The organism is Deinococcus proteolyticus MRP (assembly GCF_000190555.1).
GTDB classification, from domain to species: domain Bacteria; phylum Deinococcota; class Deinococci; order Deinococcales; family Deinococcaceae; genus Deinococcus; species Deinococcus proteolyticus.
In genome coordinates, this window is the sequence record NC_015161.1 from 1,037,956 (window position 1) to 1,051,771 (window position 13,816).

General features: G+C 65.0%; 18 protein-coding genes. 11 read left to right on the forward strand and 7 right to left on the reverse strand.

What is annotated here, in order from left to right; genetic code table 11:
- The first annotated feature begins 121 nt into the window (after positions 1–121).
- Genes DEIPR_RS05000 through DEIPR_RS05010 form a run of 3 tightly spaced genes read left to right on the forward strand, consistent with a single transcriptional unit; the run spans position 122 to position 2,155 of the window.
- A complete protein-coding gene (locus tag DEIPR_RS05000) occupies positions 122–805 on the forward strand; it encodes a cytochrome c biogenesis CcdA family protein (protein WP_013614747.1) in 684 nt (227 codons plus the stop codon).
- A 1-nt stretch (position 806) separates the two neighbouring features.
- Positions 807–1,460, forward strand: a complete 654-nt coding sequence (locus tag DEIPR_RS05005) for an ATP-binding cassette domain-containing protein (RefSeq protein WP_013614748.1) — start codon at positions 807–809, stop codon at positions 1,458–1,460.
- The gene (locus DEIPR_RS05010) at positions 1,457–2,155 is read left to right on the forward strand and encodes a heme exporter protein CcmB (RefSeq protein WP_013614749.1); all 699 of its coding nucleotides are present in this window, start codon (positions 1,457–1,459) and stop codon (positions 2,153–2,155) included. The genes DEIPR_RS05005 and DEIPR_RS05010 overlap by 4 nt, the downstream gene beginning before the upstream one ends.
- Positions 2,156–2,258: 103 nt before the next feature.
- Here the strand turns inward: DEIPR_RS05010 and DEIPR_RS05015 are convergent, their stop codons facing one another.
- The gene (locus DEIPR_RS05015) at positions 2,259–3,263 is read right to left on the reverse strand and encodes an aspartate-semialdehyde dehydrogenase (RefSeq protein WP_013614750.1); all 1,005 of its coding nucleotides are present in this window, start codon (positions 3,261–3,263) and stop codon (positions 2,259–2,261) included.
- A 307-nt stretch (positions 3,264–3,570) separates the two neighbouring features.
- On the opposite strand from DEIPR_RS05015, the gene DEIPR_RS05020 reads away from it, so the two are divergent.
- Complete coding sequence (locus DEIPR_RS05020) at positions 3,571–4,680, forward strand: PhoH family protein (RefSeq protein ID WP_013614751.1); 1,110 nt, start codon at positions 3,571–3,573, stop codon at positions 4,678–4,680.
- Positions 4,681–4,776: 96 nt separating this feature from the next.
- Here the strand turns inward: DEIPR_RS05020 and sodA are convergent, their stop codons facing one another.
- Positions 4,777–5,406, reverse strand: coding sequence for a superoxide dismutase [Mn] (sodA, locus tag DEIPR_RS05025; protein WP_013614752.1), 630 nt, complete (start codon positions 5,404–5,406; stop codon positions 4,777–4,779).
- 142 nt (positions 5,407–5,548) lie between these two features.
- On the opposite strand from sodA, the gene DEIPR_RS05030 reads away from it, so the two are divergent.
- The 6 genes from DEIPR_RS05030 (at position 5,549) to DEIPR_RS05055 (ending at position 8,372) form a co-directional block, all read left to right on the forward strand.
- Positions 5,549–5,917 carry a DUF3208 domain-containing protein gene (locus tag DEIPR_RS05030; RefSeq protein WP_013614753.1) on the forward strand — a complete coding sequence of 123 codons (369 nt, stop codon included), beginning with the start codon at positions 5,549–5,551 and terminating at the stop codon, positions 5,915–5,917.
- A complete protein-coding gene (locus DEIPR_RS05035) occupies positions 5,917–6,120 on the forward strand; it encodes a hypothetical protein (RefSeq protein WP_013614754.1) in 204 nt (67 codons plus the stop codon). The genes DEIPR_RS05030 and DEIPR_RS05035 overlap by 1 nt, the downstream gene beginning before the upstream one ends.
- Before the next feature lie 5 nt (positions 6,121–6,125).
- Positions 6,126–6,356, forward strand: coding sequence for a hypothetical protein (locus DEIPR_RS05040; RefSeq protein WP_013614755.1), 231 nt, complete (start codon positions 6,126–6,128; stop codon positions 6,354–6,356).
- A gap of 150 nt (positions 6,357–6,506) precedes the next feature.
- Entirely contained in the window at positions 6,507–7,490 is a 984-nt protein-coding gene (gene hemB / locus DEIPR_RS05045; protein WP_041222531.1) for a porphobilinogen synthase, read from the forward strand.
- On the forward strand, positions 7,487–8,047 hold the full coding sequence (locus DEIPR_RS05050; RefSeq protein ID WP_013614757.1) for a cyclin-dependent kinase inhibitor 3 family protein: 561 nt from the start codon (positions 7,487–7,489) through the stop codon (positions 8,045–8,047). Before hemB ends, DEIPR_RS05050 begins: the two co-directional genes overlap by 4 nt.
- Position 8,048: 1 nt before the next feature.
- Positions 8,049–8,372, forward strand: a complete 324-nt coding sequence (locus tag DEIPR_RS05055) for an antibiotic biosynthesis monooxygenase family protein (protein ID WP_013614758.1) — start codon at positions 8,049–8,051, stop codon at positions 8,370–8,372.
- A 60-nt stretch (positions 8,373–8,432) separates the two neighbouring features.
- Here DEIPR_RS05055 and DEIPR_RS05060 read toward each other — a convergent pair whose 3' ends face one another.
- The 5 genes from DEIPR_RS05060 to mnmA form a co-directional block, all read right to left on the reverse strand.
- Positions 8,433–9,140 (reverse strand): succinate dehydrogenase iron-sulfur subunit, encoded by a 708-nt coding sequence (locus tag DEIPR_RS05060; RefSeq protein ID WP_013614759.1) that lies wholly within the window; start codon positions 9,138–9,140, stop codon positions 8,433–8,435.
- 29 nt (positions 9,141–9,169) lie between these two features.
- On the reverse strand, positions 9,170–10,921 hold the full coding sequence (sdhA, locus tag DEIPR_RS05065; protein WP_013614760.1) for a succinate dehydrogenase flavoprotein subunit: 1,752 nt from the start codon (positions 10,919–10,921) through the stop codon (positions 9,170–9,172).
- A 23-nt stretch (positions 10,922–10,944) separates the two neighbouring features.
- Positions 10,945–11,322 (reverse strand): succinate dehydrogenase, hydrophobic membrane anchor protein, encoded by a 378-nt coding sequence (sdhD, locus tag DEIPR_RS05070; RefSeq protein ID WP_013614761.1) that lies wholly within the window; start codon positions 11,320–11,322, stop codon positions 10,945–10,947.
- A complete protein-coding gene (gene sdhC, locus DEIPR_RS05075) occupies positions 11,322–11,678 on the reverse strand; it encodes a succinate dehydrogenase, cytochrome b556 subunit (RefSeq protein WP_013614762.1) in 357 nt (118 codons plus the stop codon). The genes sdhD and sdhC overlap by 1 nt, the downstream gene beginning before the upstream one ends.
- Positions 11,679–11,857: 179 nt before the next feature.
- Positions 11,858–12,994, reverse strand: a complete 1,137-nt coding sequence (gene mnmA / locus DEIPR_RS05080; protein ID WP_041221951.1) for a tRNA 2-thiouridine(34) synthase MnmA — start codon at positions 12,992–12,994, stop codon at positions 11,858–11,860.
- Between the two features lie 70 nt (positions 12,995–13,064).
- On the opposite strand from mnmA, the gene DEIPR_RS05085 reads away from it, so the two are divergent.
- The gene (locus tag DEIPR_RS05085; protein ID WP_425358581.1) at positions 13,065–13,664 is read left to right on the forward strand and encodes a TetR/AcrR family transcriptional regulator; all 600 of its coding nucleotides are present in this window, start codon (positions 13,065–13,067) and stop codon (positions 13,662–13,664) included.
- Positions 13,665–13,816 lie beyond the last annotated feature (152 nt).

A 13,816-nucleotide genomic window follows, 5' to 3' on the forward strand; every position in this document is an offset into this window, starting at 1 on the left:
AGATGAAAGTGGGAGGGGACACTCGGCGGTGACTCAGGTTGAGCAACGGCGCGGGTGCACCCCCCGGAGGCGGGACAACCCTCACGCCGCTTGGCCCGGCCGCCGCGTTAGACTGGCCGTTATGGTCGAAGCTGCCAGCGCCCCCACCCTCACGGTCGCCTTTGTCGCCGGGTTGCTGTCTTTTCTCAGCCCCTGCGTGCTGCCGCTGGTGCCCAGTTACCTGGGGGTCATCGGCGGCACGCGGGCACCTCTGGTTCGGGCGCTGGGCTTTATCGCCGGGTTCGGGCTGGTGTTCGTGGCCCTGGGAGCCACCGCCAGTGCGCTCGGGGCGCTGCTGGCCCCGCACAAGTTGCTGCTGGGACGCTTGGCCGGTGCCCTGATCGTCTTTTTCGGACTGGTGATGCTGGGCGTGATTCGCCTGCCCTGGATGATGCGCGACACCCGGCAGCTCAGCGCCGCCGACCGCTACGGCCCAGTGGCGCTGGGCGCGGCGTTCGCGTTCGGCTGGAGCCCCTGTCTGGGGCCGGCGCTGGGCAGCATCCTGGGCCTGGCTGCCAGCACCAGTTCGCTGTCGCAGGGCGTGGTGCTGCTGCTGACCTACACGCTGGGCCTGGCCGCGCCGTTTCTGCTGGCGGCGCTGCTCTGGGACCGCATCAACCTGCGGGGCCTGAACCGCTACGCCGGCATTTTCGAGAAGGTTGGCGGCGCCATCCTGGTGGCGGTGGGCCTGCTGATGCTGAGCGGTTATTTCACGGTGCTGGCGGCCTTTTTCTACAGCGTCATGCCCCAGTGGCTGCGGGTCTGAGATGACGGCCACGACTGAATATGCCGTGCAGCTGCGCGGAGTCTGGCTGCGGCTGGGCCGGGAAGCGGTGCTGCGTGGCGTGGATTTGGACATTCCCCACAGCGGGCACATGACCCTGCTGGGTCCCAACGGCGCGGGCAAGACCAGCCTGCTGCGGCTGCTGGCCTCGGCGCTGCGGCCCACACGCGGGGAGGGCCGCATTCTGGGCTACGACCTGCGCGACGCGGCCGCCGTGCGCGAGCAGATTCATCTGATGCCGGTGGACGCCGCGCTTTACCCGGACCTCACCTGCCGCGAGAATCTGGAATTCGCGCTGCGGATGCATGGCCGCGGCCTGGAAGGTGTGGGGGCAGCCCTGGCCCGCGTGGGCCTGCAGACCGCCGCCGACCGCCGCGCCCGCTTTCTCTCGGCGGGAATGCGTAAGCGGCTGGCGCTGGCCCGCGCCTCCCTGCTGGCCCGCCCACTGACCCTGGTCGACGAACCGTTCGCCAACCTCGACGCGGCGGGGCGGGCACTGGTGCTGGAGCTGCTGGGCGAACTGGCCGGGCAGGGCAGCACCCTGGTGATTGCCGCCCACGAGCCGGAGCTGGCCGCGCAGCTGGCCCCCCGACAGCTGTATCTGGAAGCGGGCCACTTGCGCGAGGTGGTCCGGTGAGTGCCCTGCGGGTAGCCTGGGCGGTGGCGGCCAAGGACCTGCGGCTGGCGGGCCGGACCCGCGACGCGCTGTTGGCCACCACCTTTTATGTGGCGCTGGTGCTGCTGGTGCAGGGGTTTGCCCTCGGTGCTCCGGACGGCCGCAGCGCCGGGGCCACCGCCAACCTGGCAGCCGGGGCGGTGTGGACGGCGCTCACCCTGGCCTCAGCCGTGGCAGCGGGCCGGGCCTTTGCCGCCGAATCTGAAGCGGGGGCACTGGAGCAGCTGCTGCTCTACCCTGCCGCGCCCGCTGCGATCTATCTGGGCAAGCTGCTGGGGGTCCTGCTGCCACTGCTGCTGATTGCGGGGGTCACCCTGCCCACCGGCCTGCTGCTGTTCGGTGCGCTGGGTGCGGGGCAAGCCCTGCCGTGGCCGGCACTGCTGGCAACCCTGCTGCTGGGTATCTTTGGGCTGAGTGCGGCCACCACCTTCTATGCCAGCCTGACGGTGAATCTGCGGGCCCGCGAGGCCCTGCTGCCTGCGCTGGCCTTCCCGCTCCTGGTGCCGCTGGTAATTGCCACCGTGCGGATCACTTCCGTTCTCCTGACCGGCGGCTGGACAGACGAAGCGCTGTCCTGGGCAGGGTTTTTGCTGGCGTTTGATCTGGGCACAGTGGTGCTGGCGGCGTGGTTGTTCGGATATGCGGTGGAAGGGTGAAGGAGTCCCTTCCACTGTCCATGCTTGCTTACATGGTTAGAATATGTAATTCGCACATCAAAACCGCGGCCTGAAAAAGGGAGGGCCTCGCCTCCCCTTCACATCACTTCAGTGCGCCTTGCTCGTACAGGTACTCGGCAATCTGCACCGCATTCAGGGCCGCACCCTTGAGCAGCTGGTCCCCGGCCACAAACAGCTCAATGCCTCCGTCGAAGACCAGGCTCTGGCGGATGCGGCCCACTTCCACGTCGTACTTGCCGGTGGCGGTGAGCGGCATGGGATACACCTTCTCGGTCACGTCATCGCGCACTTCCACGCCCGCAGCGCCCGACAGCAGTTCGCGTACCTCCTGCGGGGTGGCGGGGCGCTCCAGCTCCAGCGTAATCGCCTCGGCGTGGGTGCGAAAAGTCGGAATCCGCACCGCCGTGCAGCTGACCTGCAGCGACTCGTCCCCGAAAATCTTGCGCGTTTCCCAGACCACTTTCATCTCTTCTTTGGTGTAACCGTTGTCCTGGAAGGCGTCAATGTGAGGAATCACGTTAAAAGCGATGGGATGCGCGAACGCAGCCGGCGTGTAGCTCTCGCCGGCCAGCTCCTGACGGGTCTGCTCCTGCAGTTCCTCAATGCCCTTTTGGCCCGCGCCCGAAGTCGCCTGATAGGTGCTGACAATCATCCGCCGCACGCCGTAGCGCTGGTGGATGGGATAGACCGCCACCGCCGCGATGGCCGTGGTGCAGTTGGGGTTGGCGATGATGCCCTGATGCTCCAGGGCCACCGCGCCGTTCACTTCGGGCACCACCAGCGGCACGCTGGGGTCGTAGCGAAAAGCGCTGGAGTTATCAATCACCACCGAGCCGCCCGCCACCCATTTGGGGGCCATTTCCAGGCTGATGCTGCCGCCTGCCGAGGCCAGAATCACGTCTGCGGGAATGGCCCCCTCGGGCATCGCCTGGACGGTGAGGTTCTCGCCCCGGAAGGGCAGCTGCGTTCCCGCCGAGCGGGGGCTGGCGTACAGCTGCAGCTCGTCGATGGGCAGGCGGCTGCCTTCCAGCACTTTGAGCAGCTCGTGCCCCACGGCTCCGGTGGCTCCGACAATCGCAAGTTTCATGGGGTACAGACTAGAGCATCGGGGAGAATTGCAGGTGCCAGGGGGTGCCCAGGGACCTTCAGCCTGCCGCCTTCCTGCCCCCTTCACGAGGCTCACCCACGTGCAGGCGGACCGCGCAGGGCCACATTCCCCGGCCGCCACGCCTGAAACACCAGCGCCGGCACACCGTTTTCCGAGCTTTCTGGGCCAACAGGTCAAGGGAACAGAAAGTGCGCCGTACCCTGACAGCGCCGCGCCGGTGGCCTAGACTGGACGCAATGTCAAATGTGTTTTTCTCTCTCCTGCCTGTGCGCACTCAGGACCTCTTTTGACCGGGCCAGAACTGACCGTCTCCGCTTCCGAGGGCCAGATTTCAGGGAGCCACACTGCGGAAGCCCAGGGCGCTGCCCCAGCCGAGCAGGTCACCCTGCAGATTGAACTGGAGCACCGTGAGGAAGCGCTGGCCCTGCTGGGCACCGGCGACGAGAACCTGCGCCTGATGCGTCAGCTTTCGCCGGCCCAGATTCGGGCCCGCGGCGGCACCGTGCAGATCAGCGGGACAGCGGCCGAAGTCGAGGTGGCCGAGCGTATGGTCCGCGACGCGCTGGACGTGGTGCGCCGGGGCGGCGAGCTGACCCCGGACCACCTGCGCCGCAGCGCCCGCCTCAGCGGTGAAGGGCGCTCGCTGGCGGCCGAAACCGAAGTCAAGGGACTGAGCCTGCCGCGTGGCCTCAAGCCCAAGACCCCCAGCCAAAAGGAATATCTCGAAAAAATCGAGAGCAGCGACATCGTCTTCGGTGTCGGCCCGGCCGGTACCGGCAAGACCTACCTGGCTGTGGCGATGGCCGTGCAGGCGCTCAAGACGAAAAAGGTCAAGCGCATTATCCTGACCCGCCCTGCCGTGGAAGCCGGCGAGCGCCTGGGCTTCTTGCCCGGCGACCTGCAAGCCAAGATCGACCCCTACCTGCGCCCACTGTACGACGCGCTGTACGACATGCTGGACCAGGAAAAGTTCGAGTCCTACCTGCAAAGCGGCGTGATTGAAGTGGCTCCGCTGGCCTTCATGCGTGGCCGGACGCTGAACGACGCCTTCGTGATTCTGGACGAAGCGCAGAACACCACCGGCGAGCAGATGAAGATGTTCCTGACCCGCATGGGCTTCAGCTCCAAGGTGGTCGTCACCGGCGATGTCACCCAGATTGACCTGCCGCGCCACGTCACTTCGGGCCTGGCCATCGCCAAGCGGGTGCTCTCGCCTATCGAAGGCATTGGCTGGCACGAATTCACCGACGTGGACGTGGTGCGTCACCCGCTGGTAGGCCGCATCATCAAGGCGTACCAGATTGCAGAAGACGCGGAAGAGGACCGCCGCGCCGCTCGCCGGGGCGAGTTCGCGGGCATTCCCGAAGAAGAACTGGACCGCCCCGCCCAGGGCTGAGCCCCCGCCCTGCTTGCCCTTTGCCTCCGGGAGGGGGTTTTTTTGTTGCCCGCACAAAAAAAACCGCCCCGGAGGGCGGCGTGTAGCTTTCAGCGCTTACTTGGCTTCGGCGTAGCGGCGGGCGACCTCGTCCCAGTTCACCACGTTCCAAAAGGCCTTGAGGTAGTCGGGGCGGCGGTTCTGGTAGTTCAGGTAGTAGGCGTGCTCCCACACGTCCACGCCCAGAATCGGGGTGCCGCTGGTGCCGGCCACGGCTTCACCCATCAGCGGGTTGTCCTGGTTGGCGGTGGATACGACGGCCAGGGCACCGTCCTTGACGACCAGCCAGGCCCAGCCGGAGCCGAAGCGGGTCTTGGCGGCGTCCTCGAATTTTTCCTTGAAAGCGTCGAAGGAGCCGAACGTACTGGTGATGGCGTCCATCAGTTCGCCGCTCGGCTGGTTGCCTTCGCCGCCCTTGCCGCTCAGCACCGTCCAGAACAGGCTGTGGTTGGCGTGGCCGCCGGCATTGTTGCGCACCGCGCCTTTCTTGTCGGCGGGCAGGCTGTCCAAGTTCTGAATCACGTCCAGCACGTCGCGGTCAGCCCACTCGGTGCCTTCCAGGGCCTTGTTGGCGTTGTCCACGTAGGCCTGATGGTGCTTGCCGTGGTGAATCTGCATGGTCTGGGCGTCGATATGGGGTTCCAGAGCGTCGAAACCGTAGGGCAGCTGGGGAAGTTCAAAAGCCATGATGTGTCTCCTTTCGGCAGAATCTCGGAGTTCGTCTTTTCTGCCTGTTCACTTCCAGTGTAGCCCTCACAGACACCGGAATGCCAAGAGCTTCTAGAGAAACTTAATTCCCGGGCCAGCGCGGGACGGGAAGCGGTGCGCTATGGTGGAAAGCGTGACCACCGAAGCTGGACCCCAGGGCAGTCGGGCTGCCATTCGCCTCCTCCAGGGCTATCTCTGGCACCCGCGTGAACTGAGCATGGACCTGGACGCCTATCTGCCCCGCGAGCTGGACGAGGCCAACGTCCTGTGGGATGAGATTGATCCGCCGTTCGCCTTTTTCGACAACGGTGAGCCGAGCAGCGGGCAGGTGTTCTACCAGTTCACCGTGCTGCGCGTGTACGAGGAGCGCCCGGGTGCCGAGCAGCTGCACGCCGACGCTCAGGAGGCCAGTCAGGCGCTGGAGCCGCTGCTCCAGGCCACCCCGGCCGGCCTGGGCTGGCAACTGATGGAAGACCTGCGGGAGCTGTAATGCTCTGGCTGGACCTGCTCACCGAGGGAGACCTCCACCCGCGCCGCTTCGATGGCCCGGCCAGCCTGCGCAGCCACCTGCTGAAAATCGAGCGGCTGGACGAGGCCGCCGCCGAGCAACTGCTGCGGGAAGGCCGCCTGGACCCGCCCGTCAGTCGCCGGGGGCTGCGGGTACGGCCTTTTCCAGAACCGGCAGGCTCCTGAAACCTGTGCCTGCCGAATATCTGACCCTGCTGGCCGACCCCTCCGAGGAGTGGTGGGCTGGCCTGGAAGCCCAGGCAGCCGGGGCGGGAGTTTCCCTGCAGCGCCAGACCGGCCAGAGTGCAGGACAATTCTGCTGGCGCCTGACCTTACAGGGCGAGGCGGCAGCGGTGGAAGAGGTCCGCAACTGGGCCGTGCGCCGCTGCTGGCAGGATGGGCTGCGGGCCTTCACAGTCTAGACCTGGGCGGACCTGAGTAAACCTGAGCCTGGCCGGCGTGCTACGAACACGCGAAACCGCCCACGAATCTGGAGTGCCCTTTGCGAGTGACACAGCTAAACGCTGCGGAGCAGACCAATGGCCGCTGCCGGCTGCGCTAGCCTGAACCCTATGCAAGATAGGCCACGCAGACTTCGCCGCACTCCCGCCATTCGCCGGATGGTTCAGGAAGTTCACCTCTCTCCTGCCGACTTTATCCACCCCATTTTCGTCCACGAGGGCGCAGAGGTGAGCGAGATTCGCACCATGCCCGGCGTGCAGCGCCACACCTACGCCAGCGCCGTGGAGCAGGCGCAGCAGGCCCACGCCCTGGGCATCCCGGCAGTCATCCTGTTCGGAATTCCCGACCACAAGGACGCAGAGGGAAGCCAGGCCTACGCCGAGGAAGGCGTGATTCAGCAGGCCACCCGCGCAGTGAAGGCGGCCGTGCCGGACATCGCCGTGATTGCCGACACCTGCTTGTGCGAGTACACCGACCACGGGCACTGCGGCCACCTGGTGCAGGACGGCACGCAGTGGACGGTGGACAATGACCCTTCGCTGGAACTGCTGGCCCGCACCGCTGTCTCACAGGCCGAAGCTGGCGCCGACATCATCGCTCCAAGCGCCATGATGGACGGACAGATTGCCGCCATTCGCGCTGCTCTGGACGCGGCCGGGTACAGCCAGCTTCCCATCATGAGCTACGCGGTCAAGTACGCCAGCGCCTACTACGGCCCTTTCCGCGAGGCGGCGGGCAGCGCTCCCAGCGTGGGCGACCGCGCCACCTACCAGATGAACCCGGCCGGCGGTTACCGTGAGGCCCTGCACGAAGCCCGGCTGGACGTGCAGGAGGGCGCCGACTTCCTGATGGTCAAGCCTGCGCTGGCTTACCTCGACGTGCTGCGGCTGCTGCGCGACGAGTTCGACTTGCCGCTGGTCGCCTACAACGTGAGCGGCGAATACTCGCTGGTCAAAGCCGCCGCGCTGGCCGGCTACATGGACGAGCGCCGCACCGTGCTGGAAACTCTGAGCGCCATGAAGCGGGCCGGGGCCGACACCATCCTGACCTACCACGCGCTGGACGCCGCCCGCTGGCTGAAGGAAGGTCAATGAGCGGTCCCATCCGGGTGGACTGGATTCCCACGGCGCTGTGGCCAGGGCGGCTGGGGCTGACCTTCGCGCCGGGCAAAAAAGGCCCCAGCCTGCTGCAGCCGGGCGTGCAGCATGACCGGGACTTGGCCGAGGATTTTCAGGCCCTCCGCTCCCAGGGCATGAACATGGTGGTGTCGCTGCTGGAACAGACCGAATACGACCTGCTGGGTATTGCCGACTACGCCGAGCAGGCCGCGGCGCAGAACGTCACTGTGCTCACCTGTCCGGTGCCGGACCGCTGCGCCCCACACGACGCCCAGGCATTCGAGGACACCCTGCAGGAGGTGCTGGGGGCCCTGCTGGACGGGCAAAACGTGGTGCTGCACTGCCGGGGTGGCCTGGGCCGGGCCGGCACGCTGGCCGCCTGCTTGCTGGTCCGTATGGGCCTGGACGCCGACGAAGCCATAGCCAAGGTACGCCTGGCCCGGCCCGGTGCAGTGGAAACTGGCACGCAGGTGGAGTTCGTTCGCCGCTACGCCGAAACCGATTCCCCGTCTCACCAGCTCAAGGAGGCCTGAGATGATTACCGTTGCCAACCGCATCTTCGTTCATCCCGAATACCACAGCCAGTTCGAAGCCCGTTTTCAGGACCGCGCTGGCCTGGTCGACGGCATGCAGGGCTTCATCGCCAATCAGGTGCTGCGGCCTACTGCCGAGGGTGACCCTTTTATCGTGCTCACCTTCTGGCGTTCCAGAGAGGACTTTGAAGCCTGGACCCGCTCGGACGCTTTCCGTCAGGGACACGCCCGCTCGGGAAGCCTGCCCAAGGAAGCCTTCAGCGGCCCCAACCGGCTGGAAGTGCACGAGGTGGTGCAGGTCACTGGCGAAGTGAAAGGCGAGTAGCACGCACCCAATAAAAAAGGCCCTCCAATTTCGGAGGGCTTTTTTCTGGACGCGGAAGCCTTACGCCTGGCTGTACATCACCGAGCGCTTGACCTGCTCAATCAGTTCGGTGATGGGAATCTCGCGGGGGCAAGCTTCGGTGCAGTTGTAAGCGGTGCGGCAGCGCCACACGCCGGTGTTCTGGTTCATCAGGCCCAGACGCTGCTGGGTGGCCTCGTCGCGGCTGTCGAAGATAAAGCGGTGCGCCTGCACGATGGACGCCGGGCCCAGGTAGCTGCCGTTGGCCCAGAAGATGGGGCATGAGGTGGTGCAGCACGCGCACAGAATGCAGTTGCTGGAGTGCGCCATCAGTTCGGCATGCTCAGGCGACTGCAGGCGCTCGCGGGCCGGCGCCGGCGACTCGTTCACGAAGAAGGGCATGATGGCCTTGTAGGAGTCGAAGAACGGCTCCATGTCCACCACCAGGTCTTTGACGACTTTCAGGCCGCGGATAGGCTCGACCGAGAGGGTGCCGCCTTCCTTGACCACGTCACGGGCCAAGGTCTTGCAGGCCAGGCGGTTACGGCCGTTAATCAGCATGGCGTCGCTGCCGCAGATGCCGTGGCCGCAGGAGCGGCGGAAGTTCAGGGTGGTGTCCTGAAACCACTTGACCTGGTGCAGGATGTCCAGCACGCGGTCGGTGGGGGCTACTTCCAGGGCGTAGTTTTCCCAGTGCTGCTTCTTGTCCTTTTCGGGGTCGAAACGCAGAATCTTGACCGTAATGTTCATTCTCAGCTCCTTGCGCTGCAGAGGCAATTTCAGTAGACGCGGGCTTTGGGCTCGAAGGCGCGGGTGTAGCCCTTGAGTGCCACCGGCTTGTAGCCAATCAGCACGTTGCCGTCATTGTTCAGGTCCTTGTAGGCCATGGTGTGCTTCAGCCAGTTCTTGTCGTCGCGGGTGGTGTAGTCCTCGCGCTCATGGGCGCCACGCGACTCGGTGCGGTTCACGGCCGAAGCGGTCATGGCCTCGGCACAGTCAAGCAGGAAACCCAGTTCCACGGCGTCAATCAGGTCACCATTGAACTTGGCACTCACGTCGGCCACGCCCACGTTTTTGTAGCGCTCCTTGAGTTCCTTGATGATTTCGACCTGTTTTTCCATGTCGGGGCCGTTGCGGAAGATACCCACGTTGTTCATCATGGTTTCCTGCAGCACCTTACGGATATCGGCGGGGTTGTCCTTGCCACGGTTGCTGCGCAGCCCTTCCAGCAAGGCGCGGGTTTCGGCTTCAGGGTCTTCGGCCAAGCGGCCATAGTCGGCCTGACGGGCGTACTTGGCCGCCGAGATCCCGGCGCGGCGCCCGAACACCACCAGGTCACCCAAGCTGTTGGTGCCGAGGCGGTTGGCACCGTGCAGCGACACACAGGCTTGCTCACCAGCCGCGTACAGGCCCTCAATTTTGCCGCCCGCACCGTCACTAAGGCACTGCCCGTCGATATCGGTGGGGATACCGCCCATCGCGTAGTGGGCAGTGGGCTGCACCAGCACCATGTCCTTGAGGGGGTCCAGGCCCAGGTAGGTACGCGCCAGGTCGGTAATTTCGGCCAGCTTGCCTTCCACCGTTTCGCGGGGCAGGTGGGTCAGGTCGATGTAGATGGCGTCCTTGTCGGGACCCACGCCACGGCCTTCGCGGATTTCGGTGATCATGCTGCGGGCCACGATGTCGCGGGGCGCCAGGTCCTTGATGGTGGGGGCGTAGCGCTCCATGAAGCGCTCCTCGTTCACGTTGCGCAGAATGCCGCCCTCACCGCGAATCCCTTCGGTCACCAGAATGCCCAGCTTGCTCAGGCCGGTGGGGTGGAACTGGTAGAACTCCATGTCTTCCAGCGGCAGGCCCTTGCGGTAGTAGATGCTCATCAGGTCGCCGGTCAGCGTGAAGGCGTTGGAGGTGATTTTGAACACGCGGCCGTAGCCACCTGCGGCCAGAATCACGGCCTTGGCGTGAAAGGTGTGCAGTTCGCCGGTCGCCAGGTCATAGGCCACCACGCCGGTGCAGCGGCCATCTTCAATCAACAGGTCGAACACGTGGAACTCGTTGTAGAAGGTGGTGCCGTTCTTCACGTTCTGCTGGTACAGGGTCTGCAGAATCATGTGGCCGGTGCGGTCCTTGGCGTAGCAGGCCCGCTCCACGGCGGCCTTGCCGAACTCGCGGGTGTGACCGCCGAACTTGCGCTGAGCGATGGTGCCGTCCGCCTCGCGGGAGAAGGGCAGGCCCATGTGCTCCAGCTCGATCACGGCGTCCACGATGTCCTTGGCGAACACCTCGGCGGCGTCCTGGTCGGTCAGGTAGTCACCGCCCTTGATGGTGTCGAACATGTGCCATTCCCAGTGGTCTTCGCCTACGTTGCCCAAAGAGGCGCCGATGCCGCCCTGCGCCGCGCCGGTGTGGGAGCGGGTGGGGTACAGCTTGGACACACAGGCCACAGATACGTTGCCTTTGGCGGCGTACAGGGCAGCCATCAGGCCGGCGCCACCGGCGCCTACCACGACCACGTCATAACGATGATGCATTGTCACTTCCTTTGGTTAACAGTTCAGATGGAAAACAGGCCCACGGTGCCCAGGGCGTAAATCAGCGCAGCGATGGAAAAAACCACCATCTTGACCCAGGCCCGGTTGGGGTTGGAGCGGATGTAGTCTTCCATGACATAACGTGCGCCGTTCATGCCGTGCAGCATGGTCAGGGTCAGAATCAGCCAGTCGTACAGCTTCCAGGCGGGGTTGCTCAGCTTGGCCACTACGGCATGATAGGTGGCGTCGGATTCGGACACCTGGATAAAGGTCATGTAGATGTGACCCAGCACCAGGAAAATCAGAATCAGACCGCTGACCCGCATGAAAATCCACCAGTTCAGCTCGGCGTTGGTGTGCGACTGGGCGCGGGCGTCCATCAGGGTGCGTGCGCGGGTCATCAGTAACCTCCCAAGATGCGCGGGATATTCACCCACAGGGTGTAAAGGGTAATCAGCGCGGTGATGGCCAGCACGGCATACCAGCTCTGACGCTGATAGGCCACGCCCTTGCCGGTAAAGTCCATCGCCATGATGCGCAGGCCGTTGAAGGCGTGATAGGCCACCCCGGCCGTCACGAAAATCAATCCGATGCGGAAGGGCCACAGGTCATACAGGTGGTGAACCCGCATGTAGGCTTCTTCTCCGAAAATAATCAGGCTGATGCTGATGACGTGCAGCAGGAAATAGGCCAGGATGGCCAGACCGGACAGGCGGTGCAGAAAAAAGGCCCACTGACCTTCTCTTCCCTTATACATTCGCTTTCCTCCTCGCTCTACTGAGGGGCGGGCGCCTCGGTCTCCGCTTGCGCCTCCTCAGCACAGATGCACCGCTAGGGTGCACCGGGCTTGGTATTGACCTTCGGGTCAGACGATTTACATTACCACCAAAATGCCGTAAGGGAGCCGGTCCAGCGCCAGCAGCCTGCCGCTGTCACTCATTGCCGGACAGCCCCGGGCAGGGCTGGGGCATGGTCATCAATCAGGCCGCCGCCCAGCAGCCGGGGGCCGTCATACAGCACAGCGCTCTGACCAGGAGCCACCGCGAACTGCGGCTCGTCGAAGCGCAGACGAAATCCGTGCTCGTCCGCGTGGAGCACTGTGGCCCCTACCGGCGCCGTGCGGTAACGCACTTGCACCTGCAGGCGCTGCGGCAACTCCGCCAGGTCCACGAGGTAATTGGCCTGCGAGGCACTCAGGTCGTCCCAGAGGCAGTCCTCGTAGTCGCCCACCCAGACCGTCTGGGTGGCGGGGTCAAGGTGAACCACATGGCGCACCCGGTGGGTCTGATAGAGGCCCAGGCCCTTTTTCTGGCCCAGGGTATAGAACTGCGTCCCCAAGTGCTCGCCCACGATTTCGCCCGTGCGGATTTCGCGGATGTGGCCCTGAACCTGCGGAAGGTGCTCGGCCACGAAGTCCTGCACTTTGCCCGGCACGAAGCAGATGTTCTGGCTTTCGGGCTTGCTGGCCGTGAGCAGCCCGCGCTCGGCGGCGATTTCGCGCACGCGGGGCTTTTCCAGCTCGCCTACCGGGAACAGAATGTAAGGCAGCGCCTCGCGGGGCGTGCCCCACAGAAAGTAGGTCTGGTCCTTGCGGGGGTCGTCGCCGCGCCAGAACTCCACCTCGCCGCGCTCATTGACGACCCGCTTCACATAATGCCCGGTCGCCACGTACTGGCAGCCCAGCATCTTGGCTTTTTTTACCAGCTCGTCGAACTTGACCTTGGTGTTGCAGTTCACGCAGGGGTTGGGGGTGCGGCCCTTGGCATACTCCTCGATAAACGGCCCCACGATGTGCTGCTGGAACTGCTCGCGGTAGTCCAGCAGATAAAACGGCACGCCCACCTGTTCGGCCACGCGGCGGGCCTCATAGGCGGCGTCGGGCGAACAGCAGGAATCAAAGGTTTCGGTGCGCTTGTCGTCGGGCCAGAAGCGCATCATGGCGCCCACCACGCTGTAGCCCTGGTCTTTGAGCAGTGCGGCAGTCACCGAGGAATCCACACCGCCCGACATGGCACACAGCACACGGGTGCCAGCAGCGGTAGAGCTGGGGGAAGGAGAAGTGGGCGCAGTCATCGCGTTCCAGCCTAACAGCGCCCGGCCATCCGGGCCGTAATGGCGCTCACGGCCCGCTATGATGAACAGCGTGAGTTCTGCAAGCCCCACAGTCCCGCCCGTACCCAAAATCACAGATACCCGCCAGCGCATCCTCTCCGAGGCCGGCAAACTGTTCGTATCACGTGGTTACCATGGCGTTTCTATGCGCGAAGTGGCGCTGGCCGTCGGTGTGACCAAGCCAGCGCTTTATCACCACTATGCCGACAAGGAAACGCTGTTCGTGGCAATCTTGGAAGACTCGGTGGGTGACTTGGAAAGAATCATCGTGCAGATGCGCCAGCAGCCAGACCTGCGCTCGCAGCTGCGCAGCCTGGTGGGCAGCCTGCTGGCCCAGAGCCCGGACCACTGGGTGGGCCTGCAACTGGCCGGCGAACTGAAACACGTGGCTCCCGAGCGCCGCGCCGATTTTGAGAACCACTACCGCCGGGTGTGGCTGGGCGGCCTGGGGCAGATGATCGGCGAAGGAATAGAGCGCGGAGAACTGCGCCGTGACCTCTCCCCCGCCGACCTGACCCGCGCCCTGATGGGCATCCTTTATCCGCTGGTGTCCGGCCCGGCGCATCCGGGGCGGGAAGCCGCCGGCGACTCGCTGCTGGCAGTGTTCCTGGAAGGCGCCACGCCCCGCTGAGCCGGGTTCCCGAGCCGGACACCGGCGGCAGCGGCCCCAGCTTCGGCACGGGGCCGCTGCGCTTTTAGGGCGCTGGCTTCCGGCCCGTCTCCGCCTTCGTTCTGCAGCTGGGTAGCCTCTTCCGGACAGGTTTTAGCACCAGCGCCAAGTTT

Coding starts and splice junctions, on each gene's coding strand:
- DEIPR_RS05050 (WP_013614757.1), top strand. CDS start 7,487: ATGAGCGGTCCCATCCGGGTGGACTGGATTCCCACGGCGCTGTGGCCA.
- DEIPR_RS05060 (WP_013614759.1), bottom strand. CDS start 9,140: ATGAACATTACGGTCAAGATTCTGCGTTTCGACCCCGAAAAGGACAAG.
- sdhD (WP_013614761.1), bottom strand. CDS start 11,322: ATGACCCGCGCACGCACCCTGATGGACGCCCGCGCCCAGTCGCACACC.
- DEIPR_RS05035 (WP_013614754.1), top strand. CDS start 5,917: ATGCTCTGGCTGGACCTGCTCACCGAGGGAGACCTCCACCCGCGCCGC.
- DEIPR_RS05000 (WP_013614747.1), top strand. CDS start 122: ATGGTCGAAGCTGCCAGCGCCCCCACCCTCACGGTCGCCTTTGTCGCC.
- DEIPR_RS05055 (WP_013614758.1), top strand. CDS start 8,049: ATGATTACCGTTGCCAACCGCATCTTCGTTCATCCCGAATACCACAGC.
- sdhC (WP_013614762.1), bottom strand. CDS start 11,678: ATGTATAAGGGAAGAGAAGGTCAGTGGGCCTTTTTTCTGCACCGCCTG.
- hemB (WP_041222531.1), top strand. CDS start 6,507: ATGCAAGATAGGCCACGCAGACTTCGCCGCACTCCCGCCATTCGCCGG.
- DEIPR_RS05015 (WP_013614750.1), bottom strand. CDS start 3,263: ATGAAACTTGCGATTGTCGGAGCCACCGGAGCCGTGGGGCACGAGCTG.
- sdhA (WP_013614760.1), bottom strand. CDS start 10,921: ATGCATCATCGTTATGACGTGGTCGTGGTAGGCGCCGGTGGCGCCGGC.
- DEIPR_RS05005 (WP_013614748.1), top strand. CDS start 807: ATGACGGCCACGACTGAATATGCCGTGCAGCTGCGCGGAGTCTGGCTG.
- sodA (WP_013614752.1), bottom strand. CDS start 5,406: ATGGCTTTTGAACTTCCCCAGCTGCCCTACGGTTTCGACGCTCTGGAA.
- mnmA (WP_041221951.1), bottom strand. CDS start 12,994: ATGACTGCGCCCACTTCTCCTTCCCCCAGCTCTACCGCTGCTGGCACC.
- DEIPR_RS05030 (WP_013614753.1), top strand. CDS start 5,549: ATGGTGGAAAGCGTGACCACCGAAGCTGGACCCCAGGGCAGTCGGGCT.